Origin of the sequence: Sphingobium fuliginis (genome assembly GCF_015074805.1) — a bacterium.
GTDB classification, from domain to species: Bacteria; Pseudomonadota; Alphaproteobacteria; order Sphingomonadales; family Sphingomonadaceae; genus Sphingobium; species Sphingobium fuliginis.
Window position 1 is genome coordinate 1397066 of the sequence record NZ_CP060035.1, and the last position, 21946, is coordinate 1419011.

The 21946-nt window shown below is 62.6% G+C and carries 20 protein-coding genes; 13 read left to right on the forward strand and 7 right to left on the reverse strand.

The window, feature by feature from the left end:
* The first annotated feature begins 24 nt into the window (after positions 1–24).
* The 6 genes from H5V43_RS06480 to H5V43_RS06505 are packed head-to-tail and all read left to right on the forward strand — an operon-like array spanning position 25 to position 6635.
* A complete protein-coding gene (locus H5V43_RS06480; protein ID WP_025548823.1) occupies positions 25–1170 on the forward strand; it encodes an acyl-CoA dehydrogenase family protein in 1146 nt (381 codons plus the stop codon).
* A 10-nt stretch (positions 1171–1180) separates the two neighbouring features.
* Positions 1181–2197 carry an NADP-dependent oxidoreductase gene (locus H5V43_RS06485; RefSeq protein ID WP_025548824.1) on the forward strand — a complete coding sequence of 339 codons (1017 nt, stop codon included), beginning with the start codon at positions 1181–1183 and terminating at the stop codon, positions 2195–2197.
* A 6-nt stretch (positions 2198–2203) separates the two neighbouring features.
* Positions 2204–3412 carry a CoA transferase gene (locus H5V43_RS06490; protein ID WP_025548825.1) on the forward strand — a complete coding sequence of 403 codons (1209 nt, stop codon included), beginning with the start codon at positions 2204–2206 and terminating at the stop codon, positions 3410–3412.
* Positions 3409–4233 (forward strand): HTD2 family dehydratase, encoded by an 825-nt coding sequence (locus H5V43_RS06495; RefSeq protein ID WP_025548826.1) that lies wholly within the window; start codon positions 3409–3411, stop codon positions 4231–4233. Before H5V43_RS06490 ends, H5V43_RS06495 begins: the two co-directional genes overlap by 4 nt.
* A 25-nt stretch (positions 4234–4258) precedes the next feature.
* Positions 4259–5413, forward strand: coding sequence for an acyl-CoA dehydrogenase family protein (locus H5V43_RS06500; RefSeq protein WP_025548828.1), 1155 nt, complete (start codon positions 4259–4261; stop codon positions 5411–5413).
* 25 nt (positions 5414–5438) lie between these two features.
* The gene (locus H5V43_RS06505) at positions 5439–6635 is read left to right on the forward strand and encodes an acetyl-CoA C-acetyltransferase (protein WP_025548829.1); all 1197 of its coding nucleotides are present in this window, start codon (positions 5439–5441) and stop codon (positions 6633–6635) included.
* A 71-nt stretch (positions 6636–6706) separates the two neighbouring features.
* Here the strand turns inward: H5V43_RS06505 and H5V43_RS06510 are convergent, their stop codons facing one another.
* The gene (locus tag H5V43_RS06510; protein WP_025548830.1) at positions 6707–7468 is read right to left on the reverse strand and encodes a competence/damage-inducible protein A; all 762 of its coding nucleotides are present in this window, start codon (positions 7466–7468) and stop codon (positions 6707–6709) included.
* A gap of 80 nt (positions 7469–7548) precedes the next feature.
* On the opposite strand from H5V43_RS06510, the gene map reads away from it, so the two are divergent.
* The 4 genes from map to H5V43_RS06530 all read left to right on the forward strand — a co-directional run bounded on the left by map (position 7549) and on the right by H5V43_RS06530 (position 11822).
* Entirely contained in the window at positions 7549–8379 is an 831-nt protein-coding gene (map, locus tag H5V43_RS06515; protein ID WP_025548831.1) for a type I methionyl aminopeptidase, read from the forward strand.
* Positions 8380–8621: 242 nt separating this feature from the next.
* Positions 8622–8960, forward strand: coding sequence for a P-II family nitrogen regulator (locus tag H5V43_RS06520; RefSeq protein WP_007685085.1), 339 nt, complete (start codon positions 8622–8624; stop codon positions 8958–8960).
* A gap of 96 nt (positions 8961–9056) precedes the next feature.
* Complete coding sequence (glnA, locus tag H5V43_RS06525; RefSeq protein WP_025548834.1) at positions 9057–10469, forward strand: type I glutamate--ammonia ligase; 1413 nt, start codon at positions 9057–9059, stop codon at positions 10467–10469.
* 300 nt (positions 10470–10769) lie between these two features.
* Positions 10770–11822 carry an NAD(P)H-dependent flavin oxidoreductase gene (locus H5V43_RS06530; RefSeq protein ID WP_025548835.1) on the forward strand — a complete coding sequence of 351 codons (1053 nt, stop codon included), beginning with the start codon at positions 10770–10772 and terminating at the stop codon, positions 11820–11822.
* On the opposite strand, the gene H5V43_RS06535 is transcribed toward H5V43_RS06530, so the two are convergent.
* Together H5V43_RS06535 and H5V43_RS06540 are read right to left on the reverse strand one after the other, a co-directional pair.
* Positions 11819–12472, reverse strand: a complete 654-nt coding sequence (locus H5V43_RS06535; protein WP_044662436.1) for a histidine phosphotransferase family protein — start codon at positions 12470–12472, stop codon at positions 11819–11821. The two genes, H5V43_RS06530 and H5V43_RS06535, sit on opposite strands and share 4 nt — an antisense overlap.
* Positions 12473–12553: 81 nt before the next feature.
* The gene (locus H5V43_RS06540) at positions 12554–12955 is read right to left on the reverse strand and encodes a M67 family metallopeptidase (protein WP_025548837.1); all 402 of its coding nucleotides are present in this window, start codon (positions 12953–12955) and stop codon (positions 12554–12556) included.
* 17 nt (positions 12956–12972) lie between these two features.
* Between H5V43_RS06540 and H5V43_RS06545 the strand changes: the two genes are divergently transcribed.
* From H5V43_RS06545 to mtgA, 3 genes are all read left to right on the forward strand, one after another.
* Positions 12973–13938, forward strand: coding sequence for an RluA family pseudouridine synthase (locus tag H5V43_RS06545; RefSeq protein WP_025548838.1), 966 nt, complete (start codon positions 12973–12975; stop codon positions 13936–13938).
* Positions 13939–14013: 75 nt separating this feature from the next.
* Positions 14014–14928, forward strand: a complete 915-nt coding sequence (gene rpoH, locus H5V43_RS06550) for an RNA polymerase sigma factor RpoH (RefSeq protein WP_025548839.1) — start codon at positions 14014–14016, stop codon at positions 14926–14928.
* A 205-nt stretch (positions 14929–15133) separates the two neighbouring features.
* Positions 15134–15829, forward strand: a complete 696-nt coding sequence (mtgA, locus tag H5V43_RS06555) for a monofunctional biosynthetic peptidoglycan transglycosylase (RefSeq protein ID WP_025548841.1) — start codon at positions 15134–15136, stop codon at positions 15827–15829.
* A 48-nt stretch (positions 15830–15877) separates the two neighbouring features.
* Here the strand turns inward: mtgA and H5V43_RS06560 are convergent, their stop codons facing one another.
* The 4 genes from H5V43_RS06560 to H5V43_RS06575 form a co-directional block, all read right to left on the reverse strand.
* Positions 15878–18364, reverse strand: coding sequence for a TonB-dependent receptor (locus H5V43_RS06560; RefSeq protein WP_099185746.1), 2487 nt, complete (start codon positions 18362–18364; stop codon positions 15878–15880).
* A gap of 364 nt (positions 18365–18728) precedes the next feature.
* Positions 18729–19997, reverse strand: a complete 1269-nt coding sequence (gene clpX, locus H5V43_RS06565) for an ATP-dependent Clp protease ATP-binding subunit ClpX (RefSeq protein ID WP_007685071.1) — start codon at positions 19995–19997, stop codon at positions 18729–18731.
* Positions 19998–20132: 135 nt separating this feature from the next.
* Entirely contained in the window at positions 20133–20768 is a 636-nt protein-coding gene (gene clpP / locus H5V43_RS06570; protein ID WP_007685070.1) for an ATP-dependent Clp endopeptidase proteolytic subunit ClpP, read from the reverse strand.
* 113 nt (positions 20769–20881) lie between these two features.
* On the reverse strand, positions 20882–21859 hold the full coding sequence (locus H5V43_RS06575) for a glycosyltransferase family 2 protein (protein WP_099185744.1): 978 nt from the start codon (positions 21857–21859) through the stop codon (positions 20882–20884).
* Between the last annotated feature and the right edge of the window lie 87 nt (positions 21860–21946).

Sequence of the window (21946 nt, forward strand, 5' to 3'; positions counted from 1 at the left end):
ACGAATAAGGATGGGATCGGGAGGATGCTGAACGAAGAACAGCAGATGCTGAGGGACATGGCGGCGGAATGGGTGCGTGATCGCCTGCCCTTGACGGCGCTGCGGTCGCTCTATGGCCATGATGGCGGCGGCCGGCCGGATGCGGAAGGTTTCGATCCGGCGGCCTGGGCCGAAATGGCCCAGATGGGCTGGACTGGCATTTTGGTGCCGGAGGCGCAGGGCGGCTCCGATTTCGGCTGTCGCAGCATGGGACTGGTGCTGGAGGAACTGGGTCGGACATTGGGCGCTTCGCCGCTGCTGAGTTCGGCGCTGGTGGCGGCATCGGCGCTGCGGCTGGGCGGGACGGAGGCGCAACAGGCGCGCTGGCTGCCGGGCATTGCCGACGGATCGGCCATAGGCACGCTCGCGGCGGAGGAAGGGGCGCAGCATGAGCGCGAGAAGATCGCGCTCGCCGCCATGGCGGTGGGCGACGGGTGGGTGCTGAACGGCATCAAGCGGCCCGTGCAGGATGGCATGGCGGCGACCTTCGCCATCGTCGCGGCGCGCACCCATGGCCTCCCCGGCGACAGGGACGGGATCACCCTGTTCCTGGTGGAAAGCGATACGCCCGGCCTCTCGCGGGAAGCGCTGGACCAGATCGATGCGCGGCGGCCCGCTCTCTTCAGCTTCGACAATGTGCCGGTGAGCGCTGACGCCGTATTGGGCGAAGTGGGCAAGGGCATCGACCTGCTCGACAGCTTGTTCGACCGGGCGGCCATCGGCCTGGCGGCGGAAATGCTGGGCAATGCATCCCAGGCCTTCGACACCACGCTCGATTATCTCAAGACGCGGGTGCAGTTCGGCGCAATCATCGGCTCCTTCCAGGCCTTGCAGCATCGCGCGGCGGAGATGTTCGGGGAATTGCAGCTCGCCCGATCGGCTGTGGAGGCGGCGCTGGACGCCATGGACGCGAACGATCCCGCCCTCCCCGCCCTCGCCTCCCTGGCCAAGGCGACCGTTGGGGAAACGCTGCACGGTATTTCATCCCAGATGGTCCAGCTTCACGGCGGCATCGGCATGACCCATGAGCATGATGCGGGACTTTATCTGAAGCGGGCGCGGGTGGCGGCGCAATGCTATGGCTCGACCGCCTGGCATCGCGAGCGCTGGGCGCGGCTCAACGGCTATTGAGGCGACCGGCATGCAATCGCGTGAAATCCACCTGAAGCGCCGCCCGATCGGCACGCCGGTCGCGGAAGACTTCGCCATGGTCACGGTCGACGCACCGCCGCCCAGTCCGGGCGAAGTGCAGGTCCGCAACCTGTGGATGGCGGTCGATCCCGCCATGCGCGGGCGGATGAGCGACGCCAAGAGCTATGTCCCGCCCTTCGCGCTCGATGCGCCGATGGAGGGGCCGGCGATCGGAGAGGTCATCGCTTCCAATGATCCGGCCTTCGCGCCGGGCGATCTCGTCTTCTCCCGCCTTGGATGGCGGGAGGTTTTCAGCGCCCCTGCCAGTGCGCTTCAGCAGCGGGACAGGAGCGCCCTCCCCACCCAGGCCTGGCTCTGTTTCGCCGGGATGCCGGGCCTGACGGCCTATGCCGGGCTGATGCGGATCGCACGGCTGCAACCTGACGAGGTCGTATTCGTCTCGGCAGCGTCCGGTGCGGTCGGCTCGATAGCCTGCCAGATCGCCCGCAACATCGGATGCAAGGTAATCGGATCGGCGGGCGGCCCGGAAAAGACCGCCTTCCTGCGCGATGTGCTGAAGGTCGACGCCGCCATCGATTACAAGGCGGAGCCGAACCTCACCAAAGCGCTCGCCCGTGAGGTCAAGGCGATCGGCGCGACGGGCATCGACGTTTATTTCGAAAATGTCGGCGGCGATCATTTGCAGGCCGCGCTGTCGCTAGCTCATAATTTCGCCCGTTTCGCGGTGTGCGGGATGATCTCCCAATATAACGTCACCGATGCGCCGGTCGTACCGCGCAACCTTACCATGATCATGACCAAGCGCATCCGCATGGAAGGCTTCATCGCACTCGACCATATGGACCTTGAGACCGAGATGGTGGAGCGGATGACGGCCTGGAACGCCGCAGGGCAAATGGCTTCGGCGGAAACGGTCTATGAAGGGATCGACAAGGCGCTGGATGCCTTTTGGGGTCTGTTCACCGGTGCGAATATCGGCCGGACCCTTGTCGGATTCCTGGGGTGAAACTGCATGTATGATTTGCTGAAAGGCCTGCGCGTCGTCGAAGGCGCCGCCTTCATAGCCGGGCCATCCTGTGGCCTGCACCTCGCTCAGATGGGCGCGGAAGTGATCCGCTTCGACGCCATCGGCGGCGGTCCGGACTACCGCCGCTGGCCGGTCGCGCCCAGTGGGGACAGCCTCTATTGGGAGGGGCTGAACAAGGGCAAGAAATCCATCGCCATCGACCTTGGCCGTCCCGAAGGCCGCGAACTGGCCGTGGCGCTGGCGACGGCGCCGGGCGACAATGCCGGGCTGTTCCTCACCAACTATCCGGTAAAGGGTTTCCTCAGCCATGAAGCGCTGGCGGCGAGGCGCGCCGACATCATCACCGTCCGGGTGATGGGCTGGGCTGACGGATCGCCAGCGGTCGACTATACGATCAACGCGGCGGTCGGCGTACCGCAGATGACGGGGCCGGCCGATGACGAACGGCCCGTCAACCATGTGCTGCCGGCGTGGGATTTGCTGGGCGGAGCCTATGCCGCCTTCGCGCTGACATCGGCCCTCCTCCGCCGCAGGATCAGCGGCGAGGGCGCGGAAATCCGCATTCCCCTGTCCGATCTGGCGGCGTCCAGCCTGTCGCATCTGGGTTCGGTGGCGGAAGTGCTGTCCGCCGGAGACCGCCCCCGCATGGGCAATGACCTGTTCGGCGCCTTCGGACGCGATTTCGTGACGGCGGACGGCAAGCGGCTGATCGTCGTCGCCATCACGCCGCGCCAGTGGAGCGGCCTGCTCAAGACGCTGGACCTTAGCGATGCGGTCGGCGCCATCGAAACGGAACTTGGGACCAGCTTCGCCAGGGATGAAGGCGCCCGCTTCACCCACCGCGCCCGCCTCTTCCCGCTGTTCGAGGCTGCCTTCGCAAGCCGCACGGCCGAAGCGCTGAAACCCGCCTTCGACGCGGGCGGCGTCACCTGGGGCGAATATCAGACGCTGCATCGGGCGGTGACGACCGACGCGCGCCTGTTCACCGCCAATCCGCTGTTCGAGACGCTGACCCATCCGAGCGGCCTCAGCTATCCGACATCCGGTCCGGCGGGCACGCTGGCGAACGAAGCGCGCGGTACCGTCGCCATCGCGCCGAAACTGGGGCAACATACCGACGAAGTGCTCGCCACTGTGCTGGGCCTGGACAGCGGCGCGATCGGACGGCTGCATGATGAAGGGCTGGTGGCATGACCGTGACCGAAGCCGACATCGCCCATTGGCGCAGCTGGATCGGCAAGACAGAAAGCCGCACTGAAATTCTGGATAGTCAGGCGCTCACCCGCTTTGCCGCCGCCATAGGCGAACCGCTGAACGTCGGGGAAATCCAGCCGTCCCTCGCTCATTGGGCCTTCTTCCTGCCCGTCGCCGCAGCGGACCGGATCGGTCCCGACGGCCACCCCAGACGTGGAGGCTTCCTGCCCCCGGTCAGCCTGCCCCGCCGCATGTTCGCGGCATCGGACATGGCATTCGGTCCCTCTCTGCTGCTCGACAGAGAGGCGACCCGCATCTCCACCGTGCGCGATGTCGCGCATAAATCGGGACGCAGCGGCGAGCTGATCCTGCTGACCGTGGACCATCGCATCGTCCAGGGGGACGATGAATGCGTGCGCGAGACCCAGACCATCGTCTATCGCGATGCAGGCGGCGCGACTCCCGCCATCGTTCCGGCCCCATTCCCCCCGGGGGAGAAGGACGCTGTCTGGACGCCGTCCACGGTCGATCTGTTCCGCTTTTCCGCCGTGACCTTCAACAGCCACCGCATCCATTACGACCTGCCCTATGCTTGCGCGGACGAAGGTTATCCGGGGCTGGTGATCCACGGTCCCTTCACCGCCGCCAAGCTGTTCGGCCAAGCCCGCAACGGAGGGCGCAAGCCCAGCCGCTTCTCCTTCCGCGCCGTCGCCCCGGTCTTTTGCGGCCAGAGCGTGCTGCTGCGCGAGGATGAGGGCGGTCGCTTCCGCGCCATTCGCTGTGACGGCATGGACGCCATGGTGGCGGACGTCGCTTATTGAAGTTCTGAGAGAGGAGTTTTTCGAGATGGACGCCGAGACGTTCGACCTGTTCCGCACCACCGTCCAGCGCTTCGTCGCGGAAAAGCTGATCCCCGCCGAAGATGCGGTCGAGGAGGCCGACGCCGTACCCGAAAGCATCATCCAGCAGATGCGCGACATGGGCCTGTTCGGCCTTTCCGTGCCGGAGGAATTTGGCGGCCTTGGCTGCACCATGGCGGAGGAAGCGGCGATCATCCGGGAGATCACCCGTGCCTCGGTCGTGTTCCGCTCGGTCATCGGCACCACGGTCGGCATCGGCAGCCAGGGCATCGTCATGGACGGCACCGAGGAGCAGAAGCGCGAATGGCTGCCCAAATTCGCGACCGGCGAAGCCATCGCCAGCTTCGGCCTGACAGAGCCGGAGGCGGGTTCCGACGCGGGTTCGCTGCGCACGGTCGCGATCAGGGACGGCGACAATTACCGCATCAGCGGCACCAAGCGCTACATCACCAATGCCCCCCGCGCGAGCGTCTTCACGCTGATGGCGCGCACGGAGCCCGATGTGAAGGGCGCGGCGGGCATCTCCGCCTTCATCCTGCCCGCCAGCACGCCCGGCATCAGCTTCGGCAAGCCCGACAAGAAGATGGGGCAGAAGGGGTCGATCACCACGGACGTCATCCTGGACGATGTGGTCGTGCCAGCGAGCGCCATCATCGGCGGCGTGCCCGGGCGCGGCTTCAAGACCGCGATGAAGGTGCTGGATCGCGGACGCATCCACATCGCGGCCGTCTCGCTCGGCATGTGCCAGCGGCTGATCGACATGGCGCTCTCCTACGCGCTGGAGCGCAAGCAGTTCGGCCAGCGCATCGCCGACTTCCAGCTTGTCCAGGGCATGCTGGCCGACATGAAGGTCGACATGCTGACCACCGAAGCGCTGATGCAGTCGGTCGCGGCGAAGTTCGACGCGGGCGAGCCCGTCAGCCTGGAATGCGCCGCGCTCAAATATCATGCATCTGAAGCTGTGGGCCGGATCGCGGACCGCGCCGTGCAAATCTATGGCGGCGCCGGCTATATGGCCGAATATAAGGTGGAGCGCTTCTATCGCGATGTCCGTCTGCTGCGCATCTATGAGGGCACCAGCCAAATCCAGCAGACCATCATCGCCAGGCAGATGATCCGCCAGGCCGAATCCGCCCGCTGATTTTTCATCCGAAGGACTTATCCCCATGCGCAGAGCCGCCATCGTCGCCCCCATCCGCACCGCCGTCGGCAAATATGGCGGGTCGCTCAAGTCGATGACGGCGGGCGATCTGGGCGCCATCATCATCAAGGCGCTGGTGGATCGCACCAGGATCGACCCCGAGCGGATCGACGACGTGGTGTTCAGCCAGGGCTATGGCAATGGCGAGGCGCCCTGCATCGGCCGCTGGTCGGCGCTGGCGGCGGGGCTGCCCGAATCCATTCCCGGCGTGCAGCTCGACCGGCGCTGTGGCTCCGGACTTCAGGCGGTGATCGACGCCGCCATGCGTATCCAGACCGGCGCCGCGGACATGGTGATCGCGGGCGGCGTGGAAAGCATGTCGAACGTCGAATATTATTCGATCGATCATCGCTGGGGCGCCCGGTCCGGCTCGACCCAGTTCCACGACCGCCTGACGCGGGGCCGGGTGATGTCCCAGCCGATCGAACGCTATGGCATCATCAGCGGCATGATCGAGACGGCGAACAATCTCGCCAAAGACTATGACATCTCGCGGGAAGCCTGCGACGAATATGCCGCGATGAGCCACCAGCGCGCCGCCGCCGCATGGGAAGCGGGCAAGTTCGACGACGAACTGGTTCCCGTTCCAGTGCCGCAGCGCAAGGGCGAGCCCCTGATGTTCGTGAAGGATGAGGGCATCCGCGCCGACGCCACGCCGGAATCGCTGGCCCTGCTGAAGCCCATCGAGAAGGACGGCGTCGTCACCGCCGGCAATGCCAGCCAGCAGAATGACGCGGCGGCGGCCTGCCTCGTGGTGGCGGAGGACAAGCTCAGCGAACTCGGCCTGGAGCCCATGGGCTATCTGCATAGCTGGTCGGCGGCGGGCTGCGACCCCTCGCGCATGGGCATCGGGCCGGTTCCGGCGGTCGAACGGCTGTTCGCACGCACCGGCCTCGGGTGGAAAGACATCGATCTGGTCGAACTCAACGAAGCCTTTGCGCCACAGGTGCTCGCCTGCCTCAAGGGCTGGAACTGGGACGACCGGGACAAGCTGAACGTCAATGGCTCGGGCATTTCGCTGGGCCATCCCATCGGGGCTACGGGCGGACGGATTCTCGCCAATCTGCTGCGCGAATTGCAGCGACGCGATGGACGCTATGGACTGGAGACGATGTGCATCGGCGGCGGCCAGGGTCTGGCCGCCATATTCGAGCGAGCCTGACAAAGGAGCATGGCCGCCCAAGGGGGAGCGTCAATGTCCGCTCCCCATCCGAAGCACCTATGGGACGCGGCTCAAATTCCGCCGGCCACCACCGGCCAGCCGCCCTGCTCCAACCCGGCGCTCAAGTCCGCCACGCACCGATCCAGCCCTTCCGCGTCGACTGAGCGGATCACGAAATTAGCGCCCGTCCTCCCCTCGCGGAAGAAGGGATAGCTGCCGATCTGGCAACCCTCATGCGCCCGTTCCGTCGCGCCGAGAAGGTCGGCGATCTCGCTTTCCGCCACCCAGCAACCGATGGTGGCGGACAGCACCGGCAGCCCCCCCTCCAGCTTCCCCGTCAGGCTATCCAGCATCCCGGCGGTGATGTGCGGCACGCCGGCCATGATGAAGATATTGCCATGCCGAATGCCCGGAGCGCCCGACATGCGATTTTCGATCAGGCTTGATCCGGCAGGTGCGCGGGCCATGCGCAGACGCGCCTCGGTCAAGCCTCCGCGCGTTTCATAATAGGCCGACAGCATCGCCTGCGCCTCGGGGTGGATTTCAACGTCGACGCCCAGCGCCGCGGCAATGGCGTCCACGGTAATATCGTCGTGGGTCGGCCCGATGCCGCCGGTCGTGAACAGATAATCGTTGCGTGCGCGAAGCGCATTCACCGCTTCCACAATTGCGTCGCTGTCATCGGCGACCACCCGCACTTCGCGCAGGCGGATGCCCTGCACATTCAGCCATGTCGCAATCTGCGACACATTCTTGTCCTGGGTCCTGCCCGAGAGAATCTCGTCGCCGATCACGATCAGCGCTGCGGTCCATATGCGGGTCGGGTCGGCCATAGGCTGGCCATAGCTTCTGCCGCGCGCCCTGCCTAGCCGCCCTCTCGCATTATGCGGCATCCCCGCCTATAATCACGTCCATGACCGAATATATGACGATGACGGCGGACGCGCCGATTTCCCGCTCGACCGCGATCAAGCTCTATGACGCGGCCGGTTTCGAAGGCATGCGCAAGGCCGGGCGGCTGGCCGCGGAGATACTGGACGCGCTGGTGCCCCACGTCGTGCCGGGCGTCACGACCGGAGAGCTGGACGACATCGTCCGCCGCATGACGCTGGACGGCGGCGGCGTACCCGCGACTTTGGGCTATCGCGGCTATACCCATAGCTGTTGCATCTCGCTCAACAATGTCATCTGCCACGGCATTCCCGGCGATCAGAAGCTGAAGGAAGGCGACATATTGAATATCGATGTGACGCCGCTGGTCGATGGCTGGCACGGCGACAGCAGCCGCATGTATATTTGCGGCGAAGCCCCGATCAAGGCGCGGCGCCTGGTCGAAGTCACCTATGAATGCCTGATGCTGGGCATTGAGCAGGCTAAGCCCGGAAATATGCTGGGCGACATCGGCCATGCCATCCAGCGTCATGCGGAAAAACACCGCTATGGCGTCGTGCGCGATTTCTGCGGCCACGGCCTGGGCCGCGTGTTCCATGACAGCCCGGAGGTGGTCCATGTCGGCCGCCCCGGCACCGGCCCGGAACTCAAGCCCGGCATGTTCTTCACCATCGAACCGATGATCAATATTGGCAAGCCGGGCGTGAAGATGCTGGAGGATGGCTGGACGGCGGTCACGCGCGACCGTACCCTGTCCGCGCAGTTCGAACACAGCATCGGCATCACTGAAACCGGTTGCGAGATATTCACCAGAAGCCCTGCGGGTCTCGACGCGCCGCCCTATCAGCGTTGATCATATCAGCCATGCCTAAAAAATGGGCAGCTCATCATGATATTGCCCGGAATCCGGGCAATATGGACAAAAGTTGCTGCATCGCAGAAAGCAGTTTCCAGCGATTCGCTATTTGGCACGGTAATTGATTAGGAAGAGAGGCGGCTCTTGCCTTCGGGGGGCATGACGGTCGTCGCTCGATCAGGACGAAGGGCGGGATCATACCCGCCATTTGGCGCGCGTTTGAGTTGGGATATCTAGAGATGAAGAAGATCGAAGCGATCATCAAACCGTTCAAGCTCGACGAAGTGAAGGAGGCCCTGCACGAAGTGGGCGTGTCGGGCATCACCGTCACCGAAGCCAAGGGTTTCGGCCGCCAGAAGGGCCATACGGAACTTTATCGCGGCGCCGAATATGTGGTGGATTTCCTGCCCAAGGTGAAGCTGGAGGTCGTGGTGGACGATTCGCTCGCCGAACGGGTGGTGGAGGCGATCTCTGCCGCGGCGCAGACCGGCCGCATTGGCGACGGCAAGATCTTCATTTCCAATATCGAGGGTGCGGTGCGCATCCGCACCGGCGAGCGCGACAGCGACGCCATCTGATTTTCACCAAACTTCTCGCCGGCTTCAGCGGTCTGGCGGCTGACCACATCAACTTACCCCTTCGGGGGGGTATCATGAAAGAAGGGCAAGGTTCACATGGCTAACACGCCTAAAGACATCCTGAAGATGATCGAGGAAAAGGAGATCGAATGGGTCGATGTCCGTTTCACCGATCCCAAGGGCAAGTGGCAGCACCTGACCATGGTGTCTTCGGTGCTGGGCGAGGATGAACTGACCCAGGGCCTGATGTTCGACGGTTCGTCGATCGAAGGCTGGAAGGCGATCAACGAGTCGGACATGATCCTGAAGCCCGACCTGGACGCCGTCTATGTCGATCCGTTCAGCGCCACGCCGATGCTCATCATCTTCTGCGACATCGTGGAACCCGATACCGGCGAACTCTACAGCCGCGACCCGCGTTCGACCGCGAAGCGCGCCGAAGCCTTCGTCAAGTCGGCCGGTTTCGGCGACACCGTCTATGTCGGCCCGGAAGCCGAATTCTTCATGTTCGACGATGTCCGCTTCAACTCGGACTATAATGAATCCTTCTTCAAGATCGACGATGTCGAGCTGCCGACGAACACCGGCAAGGAATATGAAGGCGGCAACCTTGCCCACCGTCCGCGCGCCAAGGGCGGCTATTTCCCCGTCGCGCCGGTCGATCCCTGCACCGACATTCGCGCCGAGATGGTGTCGACCATGCTGGAAATGGGCCTGCCCTGCGACAAGCACCACCATGAAGTGGCCGCTGCCCAGCACGAACTCGGCCTGACCTTCGGTACGCTGGTCCAGACCGCCGACCGCATGCAGATTTACAAATATGTCGTGCAGATGGTCGCCCAGGCCTATGGCAAGACGGCGACCTTCATGCCGAAGCCGATCGCGCAGGACAACGGTTCCGGCATGCACACCCACATGTCGATCTGGGAAGGCGGCAAGCCGCTCTTCGCGGGCGAAGGCTATGCCGGCCTCAGCGAAACCTGCCTCTACTTCATCGGCGGCGTCATCAAGCACGCCAAGGCCCTGAATGCCTTCACCAACCCGACCACCAACAGCTACAAGCGCCTGGTGCCGGGCTTCGAAGCCCCGGTTCTGCTGGCCTATTCGGCCCGCAACCGCTCGGCCTCCTGCCGTATTCCCTACGGCGCGGGCGCCAAGGCGAAGCGCGTCGAATTCCGCTTCCCCGACGCGATGGCCAACCCCTATCTGTGCTATTCGGCGCTGCTGATGGCCGGCCTTGACGGCATCGAGAACAAGATTCATCCCGGCGCCGCGATGGACAAGAACCTGTACGACCTGCCGCCGGAAGAACTGAGCCAGGTGCCGACCGTTTGCGGTTCGCTACGTGAAGCGCTGAACTCGCTGGCCGCCGACTACGACTTCCTGCTGAAGGGCGACGTGTTCACCAAGGACCAGATCGAGGCCTATCTCGAACTGAAGTGGCCCGAAGTGTACCGCTGGGAAATGGCTCCCTCGCCGGTGGAATTCGACATGTACTACAGCGCCTGAGCCATTCGGGACTGTTGGAAAGGGGCTCGGTCGCACAGGCGACCGGGCCCTTTTCATTTGGGATGTGGGAATGGACGGAAGCAGAACGCCATTATCCGATCCAACCGGGCCATGCTCCTCCGAAAGCCGACGCACAGCTCAAACGATGTTCAAGCGCCGGACAGAGCCCTCATGAGCCACTTGCCTCATTCCGCTGCCTTTGCAGAAGCATGATGCGCTTGATGGCGACAATTGGCGAATTCAGCTTCAGCCCAGATCCGCCCATTGCCCGCCTGCCGCAAAACTCCGACAATCGATCCCATGTCGATCATCGAATCGCTGGGCCTGTCCCATCCCATCATCCAGGCGCCGATGGCCGGTGTCTCTACGCCCGCCATGGCGGCAGCCGTCTCCAATGCAGGAGCGCTTGGTTCCATTGCCGTGGGCGCCACCGACGCGGCGGGTGCCCGCGCCATGATAGAAGCCGTCGGCGCCCAGACCAGCCGTCCCTTCAACGTCAACCTTTTCACCCATCGGCCCGCGCGCAGCGACCCCGTCAGGGAAGCGGCCTGGCTCGCTGCACTGACGCCACTGTTCCAGGCCTATGATGCCCAGCCTCCGACCGGCCTCCGCGAAATCTACCGCAGCTTCGTGGAGGACGACGCGATGCTCGCCACCTTGGTCGAACTTGCGCCGCCGGTCGTCAGCTTCCATTTCGGATTGCCCGATCCAACCAGCATCGCGGCGCTCAAGCGAGCCGGATGCCTTCTCCTCGCAACCGTCACCAGTCCGGTCGAAGCGCGGGCTGCGCGGGAAGCGGGCATCGACGCCATAGTCGCACAGGGATATGAGGCAGGAGGCCATCGAGGCGCCTTTGATCCCGAAGCGCCTGACGACCAGCTCGGCACCTTCGCCCTCACTCGCCTGCTTGCAGTCCAATGCGACCTGCCCGTGATCGCAGCGGGCGGCATCATGGACGGGCAAGGCATTCGTGCCGCGCTCGCCCTCGGCGCGGTCGCGGCACAACTGGGCACAGCCTTCATCGCCTGCACGGAAAGCAGCGCCGACGCAGCCTATCGCGCCGCCCTCACGAGCCCCGCTGCCCATCACACCGCGATGACCCGCGCCATTTCAGGTCGTCCGGCCCGCTGCCTTGCCAATCGCTTCACCGCCTGGGGCGCCGAGGCAGCATTGCAGCCGCCCGCCTACCCCATCGCCTATGATGCGGGCAAAGCGCTGAACGCCGCGGCAAAGGCCAAGGGCGAAGGCGGCTTCGGCGCGCAATGGGCCGGCCAGGGTGCACCGCTGGCTCGCGCCCTCCCCGCCGCCGAGCTGATCGGCCTTCTGGCGAGGGAAATGCAGGAAAGCGCTTAGCGCGCGTCGGGAATGGACGCCCCGAACAGCAAGATCGGCTCGCCAGCAGGCGACAGCGCAATCTCCCCGCCGACGCTCGTCACCAGGGTGCGCACCATCCATGCCGCCGACGTGCGCGAAGCCAGCCCCTCCGGCGGCAAAGTCCCCGCCAGCGCGGCGCGCAGGTCGGGATCAAGCACCAGTTTCGGCCCTTCCGCCCGCACGACGATCTCCGTCACGCCCGGCCGCTTTTCCGCCCCGATGTCGAGCTGGCCGCCCCGCACCAGCGCATCGCCCGCGATCAGCGCCAGGTTCAGCAACACCTTCACCGGCAGCTTTTCCAGCATGTCGTCCTCGACCAGCCAGCCGATCTTCACCCGGCCCGAAGCCGCGAACATACCCTCGATCGCGACCCGCGCCTCATGCGTCGGCACGGCATCGCCAAAGCCGCCCGCCGAACCGAAGGCCAGGCGGAAGAATTTGAGCTTGTTCGCAGAGGTCTTCGCGCTGTCCGCCAACAGGTCCAGACAACGCTGACGCATTTCCGGGTCCGTTTCGTCCGCCATCAGCTCAAGCCCGTTGTTGAGCGCGCCGACCGGGCTCAAAAGGTCATGACAAAGGCGCGAGCAGAGCAGGCTGGCAAAATCGATGCTGTCGATCGGATTGGTCATGAAGGTTCGCTGCCGCCGGAGAAATGAACAGGAAGGAATGAACGGCTAATGCGCTGCCCTGCATCGCGATGCAACCCTCACTCACATGATGTCGAGCAAAGCCTCGACAAATTGCACCTGTCCGTCTCTCCCCGCCTTGGCAAGCCACAGGCGGGCCGCGCCGCCGCCGACGATCAGCCAGAGGCTGCCGTCGGGCGTCGCGCAGGCCGCGTCGGTTTGGGATGGCACGGCCTGACCGCCCGGGTGCGAATGATAATGGCCGACGATCGCCGCCCCGCCCGCCCGCGCCGCGCGATGGGCAGCGATCAGTTCGACCGGGTCCAGTTCGAAATGCCGCGCCGGATCGGCGGCGACATTGGCGGCGGGCCGAACCGCCTCGATCCGGCCCGCCTTCCCCAGCAGCAGCCCGCAGACCTCATGCCTGTTCGCCGCCGCTTCGGACATGATTTGTTCCAGCAGCCCTCTTGAAATCCCAACCCTCATTCCTACATTCCTACCCAATGGGTTCGGGGGTTTCCATCATTGAAGCGACAATCGGTGAAGCGCAGGCTGGCATGCGGCTAGACAAGGCGCTTGCCGAGTTGGTTCCCCATCTTTCGCGCGAGCGGCTGAAGGCGCTGATCGTCGAAGGCCAAGTGACGGAAGACCCGGGCAAGGGGGGTGCGCGATCTCCCAATCCTTCCATGAAGGTCGCCGCAGGACAGGCTTTCGCCATCACCCTTCCGCCACCCGTCGAGGCCGAGGCCGTGCCGCAGGACATCCCGCTGGTCGTGGTGTATGAAGACGCAGACCTGATCGTCATCGACAAGCCGGCGGGCCTGGTCGTCCACCCGGCGGCGGGCAATCTGGACGGCACGCTTGTCAACGCGCTGCTCCATCATTGCCAGGGCCAGCTTTCCGGCATCGGCGGGGTGGCGCGGCCAGGCATCGTCCATCGCATCGACAAGGATACTTCGGGGCTGTTGGTCGTTGCCAAATCCGACCGCGCGCATGAAGGGCTCGCGCAGCAGTTCAAGGCACATTCGATCGATCGGCTCTACGCCGCGATCGTCTATGGCGTGCCGCAGCCGGCGACGGGCACCATCGACACATGGATCGGCCGCTCCGACGCCGATCGAAAGAAGATGGCGGTTCATCGGGAAGGGCGCGGCAAACATGCCGTGACGCATTACCGGACGATGGAAAGGCTGCGCGGCGCGGCCATGGTTGAATGCAGGCTGGAAACCGGACGAACCCATCAGGTCCGCGTCCATATGGCGCATCTGGGACACCCCTTGATCGGCGACCCGGTTTACGGTAAAGAGAGAAAAGGTTTCAAATCGATACTGGAAACGCTGGGTTTCGAAAGGCAGGCATTGCACGCGAAAAGGCTGGGGTTCATACATCCGTTAACGGGTGAGGCGCTCAGCTTCGACAGCAAACTCCCTGTCGATATGCAGGAACTGTTAAGCGAGCTTCACGTATAGTTTTGGACAAGTTTGCGACGGCGCCTTGGACGCCTCTTCTGGGTCCCGCCGCGCATGAAAGGGAAAGGTGACGACATGGCTGATAAAAGCAATGTCCCCGCGGTTCCGGCGCTGGGCGGTGAAGCCAGCCTCAACCGCTATCTGTCGGAAATCCGCAAATTTCCGATTCTGACGCCCGAGCAGGAATATATGCTCGCGAAGCGCTATGCCGAGCATGCGGATTCCGAAGCCGCTGCCCAGCTCGTGACCTCGCATCTGCGCCTCGTGGCGAAGATCGCCATGGGCTATCGCGGCTATGGCCTGCCGGTCAGCGAGCTGATCAGCGAAGGCAATATCGGCCTGATGCAGGGCGTGAAGAAGTTCGAGCCGGATCGCGGCTTCCGTCTGGCGACCTATGCCATGTGGTGGATTCGCGCATCGATCCAGGAATTCATCCTGCGGTCCTGGAGCCTCGTGAAGATGGGCACCACCGCTGCGCAGAAGAAGCTGTTCTTCAACCTGCGCCGGATGAAGAACAATATCGAAGCGTTCGAAGATGGAGACCTGCACCCCGACGACGTCAGGAAGATCGCGACCGATCTGGGCGTTACGGAGGAGGATGTCATCTCCATGAACCGCCGCATGGCGATGGGCGGCGACACGTCGCTCAACGTGCCGATGCGCGAGGATGGCGAGGGCCAGTGGCAGGATTGGCTGGCTGACACCGATCCGCTCCAGGACGAACGCGTCGCCGACCAGCAGGAGAGCGAACTGCGCCACGACATGCTGGTGGAGGCAATGGACGACCTCAACGATCGGGAGAAGCATATTCTGGCCGAACGGCGCCTGGCGGAGGAACCCAAGACGCTCGAGGAACTCTCGCAGGTCTATGGCGTCAGCCGGGAGCGCGTCCGCCAGATCGAGGTCCGCGCTTTCGAGAAGCTGCAAAAGGCGATGATGCGGATTGCAGGCGACAAGCTGGGCAAAATCTCCCGCCTCGCTGCTGTCTGACCGGATGGCAAAACGCAAAGGAGCCCCGGAGTGAAATCCGGGGCTTTTTTTTTCGCTCACCCACTCAATAATCATTCGTGATCCGCGCTAAACCGGGATCTCAGGCAGCAAAAGTGCACCTGGCGTCATGAGCCCGGCTTTCGTCGGCACGAAGAGTGGCCTTCTCCCATCTTGAACCGCCCGGCATCCGCGCTACCACGGCAGTATGAACGCCAAGTCCGCTTCCCCTCGCCGCCGCTCCCGCTGGATCGGGATCATCCTCAAGATCATCGGTGGTTTCGTTGCCCTCTCTCTGTTGATGGTGGTGATTTATCGCTTCGTGCCGCCGCCCGTGACATGGACGATGTTGCTGGACCCCAACGGCATCACCAAGGATTGGATGAGCCTGGACAAGATGGACCCGGACATGGCGCGCGCCGCCATCGCCGCGGAGGATAGCCGCTTTTGCAGCCATCATGGCTTCGACGCCGTCGCCATCGCTCAGGCCATGCGGCACAATGCGAGCGGCGGCCGCATCCGCGGCGGATCGACCATCAGCCAGCAGACCGCAAAAAATGTTTTCCTGTTCCAGGGCGGCAGTTTCGTCCGCAAGGGGCTGGAGGCCTGGTTCACGCTCCTGATCGAAGCGATCTGGGGCAAGCGCCGGATCATGGAGGTGTATCTGAATGTCGCGGAAACCGGCATCGGCACTTATGGCGCGCAGGCTGGCGCGATCCGCTATTTCCACCACGGCGCCCAGCGACTGACCCGTGCAGAGGCCGCCCGCATCGCCGCAGTCCTGCCTCTTCCCAAGAAGCGTAAAGCCATCGACCCCCATGGCTTCACCCGCCGCTATGGCAACAGCATCACCGCCCGCATCGGTATTGTCCAGCGCGACGGGCTGGATAGCTGCCTGAAATGAAAAGGGCGCGGATCTCTCCGCGCCCTTTCTTCCATAAGGTACCAAACCTTAGAAGCTGACGACCAGCGATCCCACGAAGGTCCGCGGCGCGCCAATCTGCGCGAAGGTGATGCTCGTATTCGACAGGGTGCCATCGAAACCGCCCACATAGAGCTTGTCGAACACATTGGTCACGTTCAACTGAACCGCGACGCCGGGCGCACCGAATTTCTCCAACGAATAGCGCGCGTCGAGATCGATGAGCGTATAGCCGGGCGCCTTGGCACCATAGACCTGCGCTCCGTTCTGGAATACCGGCAGGTTCTGGTCGTTCACATAACGTGAGCCGGTGCGCTTCGCCTGAACACCCAGACGAACTCCTTCGATCTCGCCCTGAATGCGGCCGCCGAGCGTATAGATGGGAGCACCCGATTCACGTTTCCCCGAGGTTTGCGCCTGGGTGGTCGCCGTCAGTTCGACATCATCCTTGATCTTCGACTTCAGGTAGGAACCGAAGACATAGAACATCAGCTCCGGCATCGGCTGATATGTAATGCTGCCATCTATGCCATATTTATCGACACGACCCAGGTTGCGATAGATGGTGGTGTCCAGATCGCGATCATAAGCGGATGCGAGGCGATCCTTATAGATCGTGTACCAACCCGACAGCTGCGCCTGTAGCGTAGCCGTCCGATAACGAATGCCAAGGTCGAAATTATCCGTTGTTTCAGGCGAAGGATTGGCGTTGGGATTTGCCGGATCGTAATAGAAGGACTGATAGAGGTTGTCGGTCCCCGGGACCTGGAGGCCCTTTGAATAGTTGCCGAAAATGTCCAGCGCCTGGTTGGCGTTGAAAACGAAACCAGCGTTCGGCAGCAGTTTGTCATATTTGAAGATGCGCTGCTGCGGTCCCTGCACTGTTGGGTTCGCAACCGCATAGGCAGCCTCGATCGACGATCCCGGCTCGAAACAGCGAAGGTTGCCCGACGCACTCTGAGTGAAGCAGTAGTTGTTAAGGTCGCGCTTGAAGAAAGGCGCCCGCAACCCGACATTGACAGTGAAGGCATTGAATTTGCCGCGATATTCACCCGAAACCTGATGCAGGATGGCATAGGACAAGCGATTGCGCTTCTCCACCGCCGCACCGTTTACGTCCTTGATCGGATGATTGACGGGAAAAGGTTCGGCGCCGAAGCCGATCGTCTGAAGATAGCCCGCTTCGCCGGTCTGCCGATGCCGGCCACGATCATAGCTGTAGGCCACGCGCAACGTGTTGTTGTCATCCAGATCGTAGCGAAGCGAAGCGATCAACCCATAGCGATGGGTCTGCGTCTGGCTGGGCGAATGAACACGAACGGTGTCGCGCATATCACCATCGCCATTCAGGTCGCGCCCGAAATAATATTGGGTTGAGCTCGACGAACCCTGAATGAAGCCGACCGCGCCTGCAATGCCCGAGCTTGCCGGGGTAAGACCTTCAGAAGCGATGCTGGTACCGCCGCCGTTCGCCTTTGTATATTGGTAGCTGGGATCGACGGTAAGGATCAGTCCGTCCGCCAACGTAAAGCGTGAATTGATGCGGATGTTGCCTGTATTGGACGGGTTGTATCGATACTCATAATCGGAACCACAGGAACTGGCGGTATCGACTGCACCAGTAACTCCGGCCGGAATGGTACAACGAGCGGTTTCGTAAAAGCGTTCATCCTTCGTGATTGGAAAACGGTTGGCGCTCGCGCTGCCAGCCACTCGCCCGCCGTCTACCCGCAAGGGAACTGAGCCAAAAAAATTGTTCCGATTTTCATTATAGTGCCCGGCGAGGGAGATGAAGTCGCCATTGCTGCCGATCGGCTGGTAAATTTTGGCGTTATATTGCTGCTTGTCGATTTCACCTATACCGCCGTAGATGGCATTGTTTGTCGCACGGCTGGCAGAAACGAATGCACGAGTGCCCCACGGCGTGAGATTGCCCGTCTGAACCATGCCAAACAGACGAAAGAAGCTGAAATCCCCAACGGAAGCGACCATCTTCGCGCCAAAATCTTCGCTTGGCGTGATCGAACGGTAATTTACCGTTGAACCGCTGGCAGCAGCCGTTGGGCTGTCCACATCGGTAGAACCTAAGTTCACGTTCACTTGGTCGATGATTTCAGGATCGAGCTGCTGGTTCGAATAGATCGAGTAACCGCCCGTGTCGTTGAGGGGAAGACCGTCGAAGGTTTGGGAAATGCGGCTGTCGTCGAAGCCGCGGATTGTCATGGTGCCGCCAGCAGAACCAAAGGGATCGTTATTCTGGAAGCTAACGCCCGGAAGCTGGTTGATCACCTCGTTGATCGACTGGCCGGGTGTCTGGGCTTGGATGAACTCAGCGCCGAGCACGGCCTTGGCCTTGCTGGTATCAGGTACGATTACGCCGCCTAGGCCCTTGTCCACACTAGCGCCAGTCACAACGATTTCATTTTCAAAGTCGATCGACCCCGTCGACTGCGCAAACGCGGCAATGGGCGCAGCCACGGCGACAAGCGCAGCGCTACACATAAGAAGCTGTTTCATCTGATTTTTGTCCCTTTGAAAGTTTGGCGCGTCGCGCCTGCTTTATTTTGCTCTGTGGAGCTGGCGCCGCCTGTGGCGGCCGATGGCGACGGCCCTGTGATGCTCTGATTGCAATTTTACTACAATATAACAGCATTCACGTGACGGCCGCGCATGCAGCATGGACAATGCTTACAAGGGACGTTGCAAGATGACATCAAGCTATTGATTTATATAGAATAACTGATCTCTCGGAGCAGCTATTTGACAGTGGTGCAATTTTGCAACGCAGCAAGAATTTTTACCGAGCCAATATTAAGACGCGAAAAAGGCCAGCGAAACTCGCTGGCCTCTCCCTGATTTAACCTGTTGCAGCGCGCGAAAGTCAGGCCGCGTCTTCGGCCCGCTTGTCCTTTTCGCTGAACACGCGAATCGGCTCCTTGCTGCCGGCGACCACATCCTTGTCGACCACCACTTCTCCCACGCCCTCCATCGAAGGCAAGTCGAACATGGTGTCGAGCAGGATGGCCTCCAGGATCGAGCGAAGCCCGCGCGCGCCCGTCTTCCGCTCGATGGCCTTCTTGGCAATGGCGGTCAGGGCATCGTCCGTGAAGCTGAGTTCGACATTCTCCATGTCGAACAGCTTGGCATATTGCTTCACCAGTGCGTTCTTCGGCTCAACCAGAATCTTGACCAGCGCAGCCACGTCCAGATCTTCCAGCGTCGCTATCACCGGCAGACGACCGACGAACTCAGGGATGAGCCCGAATTTCAGCAGATCCTCCGGCTCGCTCTGGCGCAGCAGTTCGCCGGTCTTTCGCTCCTCGGGCGCGGCGACATGAGCACCGAAGCCGATCGACTTGGCCTCCAGACGGTCGCCGATGATCTTTTCCAGGCCTGCGAACGCGCCACCGCAGATGAAAAGGATGTTGGTCGTATCGACCTGGAGGAACTCCTGCTGCGGATGCTTGCGCCCGCCCTGCGGCGGAACCGAAGCCGTCGTACCTTCCATCAGCTTCAGCAGCGCCTGCTGCACGCCCTCACCCGACACGTCGCGCGTGATCGACGGATTTTCGGCCTTGCGGCTGATCTTGTCGATCTCGTCGATGTAGACGATGCCGCGCTGCGCCTTCTCGACATTATAATCCGACGCCTGGAGCAGCTTGAGGATGATGTTCTCCACATCCTCGCCCACATAGCCCGCCTCGGTCAGCGTGGTCGCGTCGGCCATGGTGAAGGGCACGTCGAACGTCTTGGCCAGCGTCTGCGCCAGCAGCGTCTTGCCGCAGCCGGTCGGACCGACCAGCAGGATGTTGGACTTGGCCAGTTCCACCTCGCCCGGCTTGGTGCCGTGGTTGAGGCGCTTGTAATGGTTGTGGACGGCAACCGACAGGACGCGCTTCGCCCGGTTCTGGCCGATCACATAATCGTCCAGCACATCGCAGATTTCCTGCGGGGTCGGCACGCCGCCATCCTTCTTGCCGACGAGACCGCCCTTGGTCTCCTCCCGGATGATGTCGTTGCACAGTTCCACGCACTCGTCGCAGATGAACACGGTCGGCCCCGCGATCAGCTTACGCACCTCATGCTGCGACTTGCCGCAGAAGGAGCAGTAAAGCGTGCTTTTAGAATCGGAGCCCGTAAGCTTAGTCATTCGCCAATCTCTCTTCCCTCTTTTGAGGCGAACAGCCGCCCCATGCCGAGGGATATTCTGGTCCTAGGATCATCCTAGACCGCGACGCGCCCGTTTCACAAGGGGAGAAAAGGGCGCGTGCGGTAAACATAGGTTTTAGCCCTCGGGGGTTTCCGCCATGGCCGGCCGGCGGTCGAACACTTCGTCGACCAGACCGAAGGCCTTGGCTTCCTCCGCCTCAAGGAAGGTATCGCGGTCCATGGCGCGCTCCACTTCCTCCAGCGAACGCCCGGTATATTGGACGTAGAGGTTGTTGAGGCGGCTGCGGATGCGCAGGATTTCCTTGGCCTGGATTTCGATGTCCGACGCCATGCCCTGCGCGCCGCCCGATGGCTGGTGCACCATGATGCGCGCGTTGCTGAGCGCGATGCGCTTGCCCGGCTCGCCTGCCGCGAGCAGGAAGCTGCCCATGGAGGCAGCCTGGCCGATGCACACGGTGCCCACCTGTGGACGGATATATTTCATCGTATCGTGGATCGCCATGCCGGACGTCACCACCCCGCCGGGCGAGTTTATGTACATCCAGATGTCCTTCTTCGGATTTTCCGACTCAAGGAACAGCAACTGGGCGACGATCAGCGAGGCCATATGATCCTCGACCTGGCCGGTGACGAAGATGATCCGCTCCCGCAGCAGGCGCGAATAGATGTCGAAGCTGCGCTCGCCCCGGTTCGACTGTTCGATGACGATAGGGACCAGAGCGGCCATGGGATCGGACATGATATCGGTCATTTTGCTCTTTCAGGGTGTGTTGCTTTTGCCCGTTCTCTACATCGGCACAAAAAGCGGACTGTTCAAGGGGTCGCGTGAAACGCGGTCTGTTTACCCGGCCGAACGGGGCGCAATCAGTCGCGCCGGGCGAAGTCGGATGGCGCCTTGAAGGCGAGATAGGCAAGCCGGCGAACCTCCCGCCGCCCGCGCACCACGGTGTCCAATATAAGGCCGCACATGCCCGAAAGCGTCGCGAGGATCATGAGGCCCGTCACCAATATGGCGGTCGGAAAGCGCGGCACAAGCCCCGTTTTCATATAGGTGAGGATCAGCGGCGCTGCCAGGACCAGTCCCGTCAATGCCAGCAGGGCGGCGATGATGCCGAAGAACAGGATCGGCCGTTCGATGCGATAAAGGGTGATGATCGTCCGCAGGATGCGCCAGCCGTCGCGATAGGTGCTGAGCTTGCTGACCGATCCTTCCAGCCGCGCGCCATAGGCGGTGACCACCTCCGACACGGGCATGGCGAGTTCCAGCGCGTGGACGCTGATCTCCGTCTCGATCTCGAACCCGGCGGAAAGGACGGGAAAGCTCTTGACGAACCGTCGGGAGAAGACACGGTATCCGGAAAGTATGTCCGTGAAGCTGCGTCCGAACAGCCGCTTGAGTAGGCTGGTCAGCGCCCAATTGCCGAAGCGATGCCCGCGCCGATAGGCCTCCTCTATCTCGCTCCGCCTTGCGCCCACGACCATGTCGAGATTATCTTCCAGCATTGCCGCCACCATCTTTGGAGCGGCCGCAGCCTCGTAGGTCGCATCGCCATCCGCCATGATGTAGATATCGGCATCCACGTCCGCGAACATGCGGCGCACCACATGGCCCTTGCCCTGTTGCGCCACGCGGCGGACGATAGCCCCAGCCCCAGCTGCCAGTTCGCGGCTGCCGTCCGTGCTGTTGTTGTCGAACACGTAAATTTCGGCGGAGGGGAGCGCCCGGCGGAAATCCCCCACCGTCCGAACGATCGCACCGGCCTCATTATAGCAGGGCAGGATGACGGCGATCCTCGGCGTGGCAACGCCCTCCCCGCTTTCCACTGCCGGAAATTCCTTCATCGACCCGAAACCTTTTTAGCGCCGCCGCATCACCTCGGAAACACGGCATGTTCCTGCGAAGGCAGGACCCAATTCAAACGGCGGGAC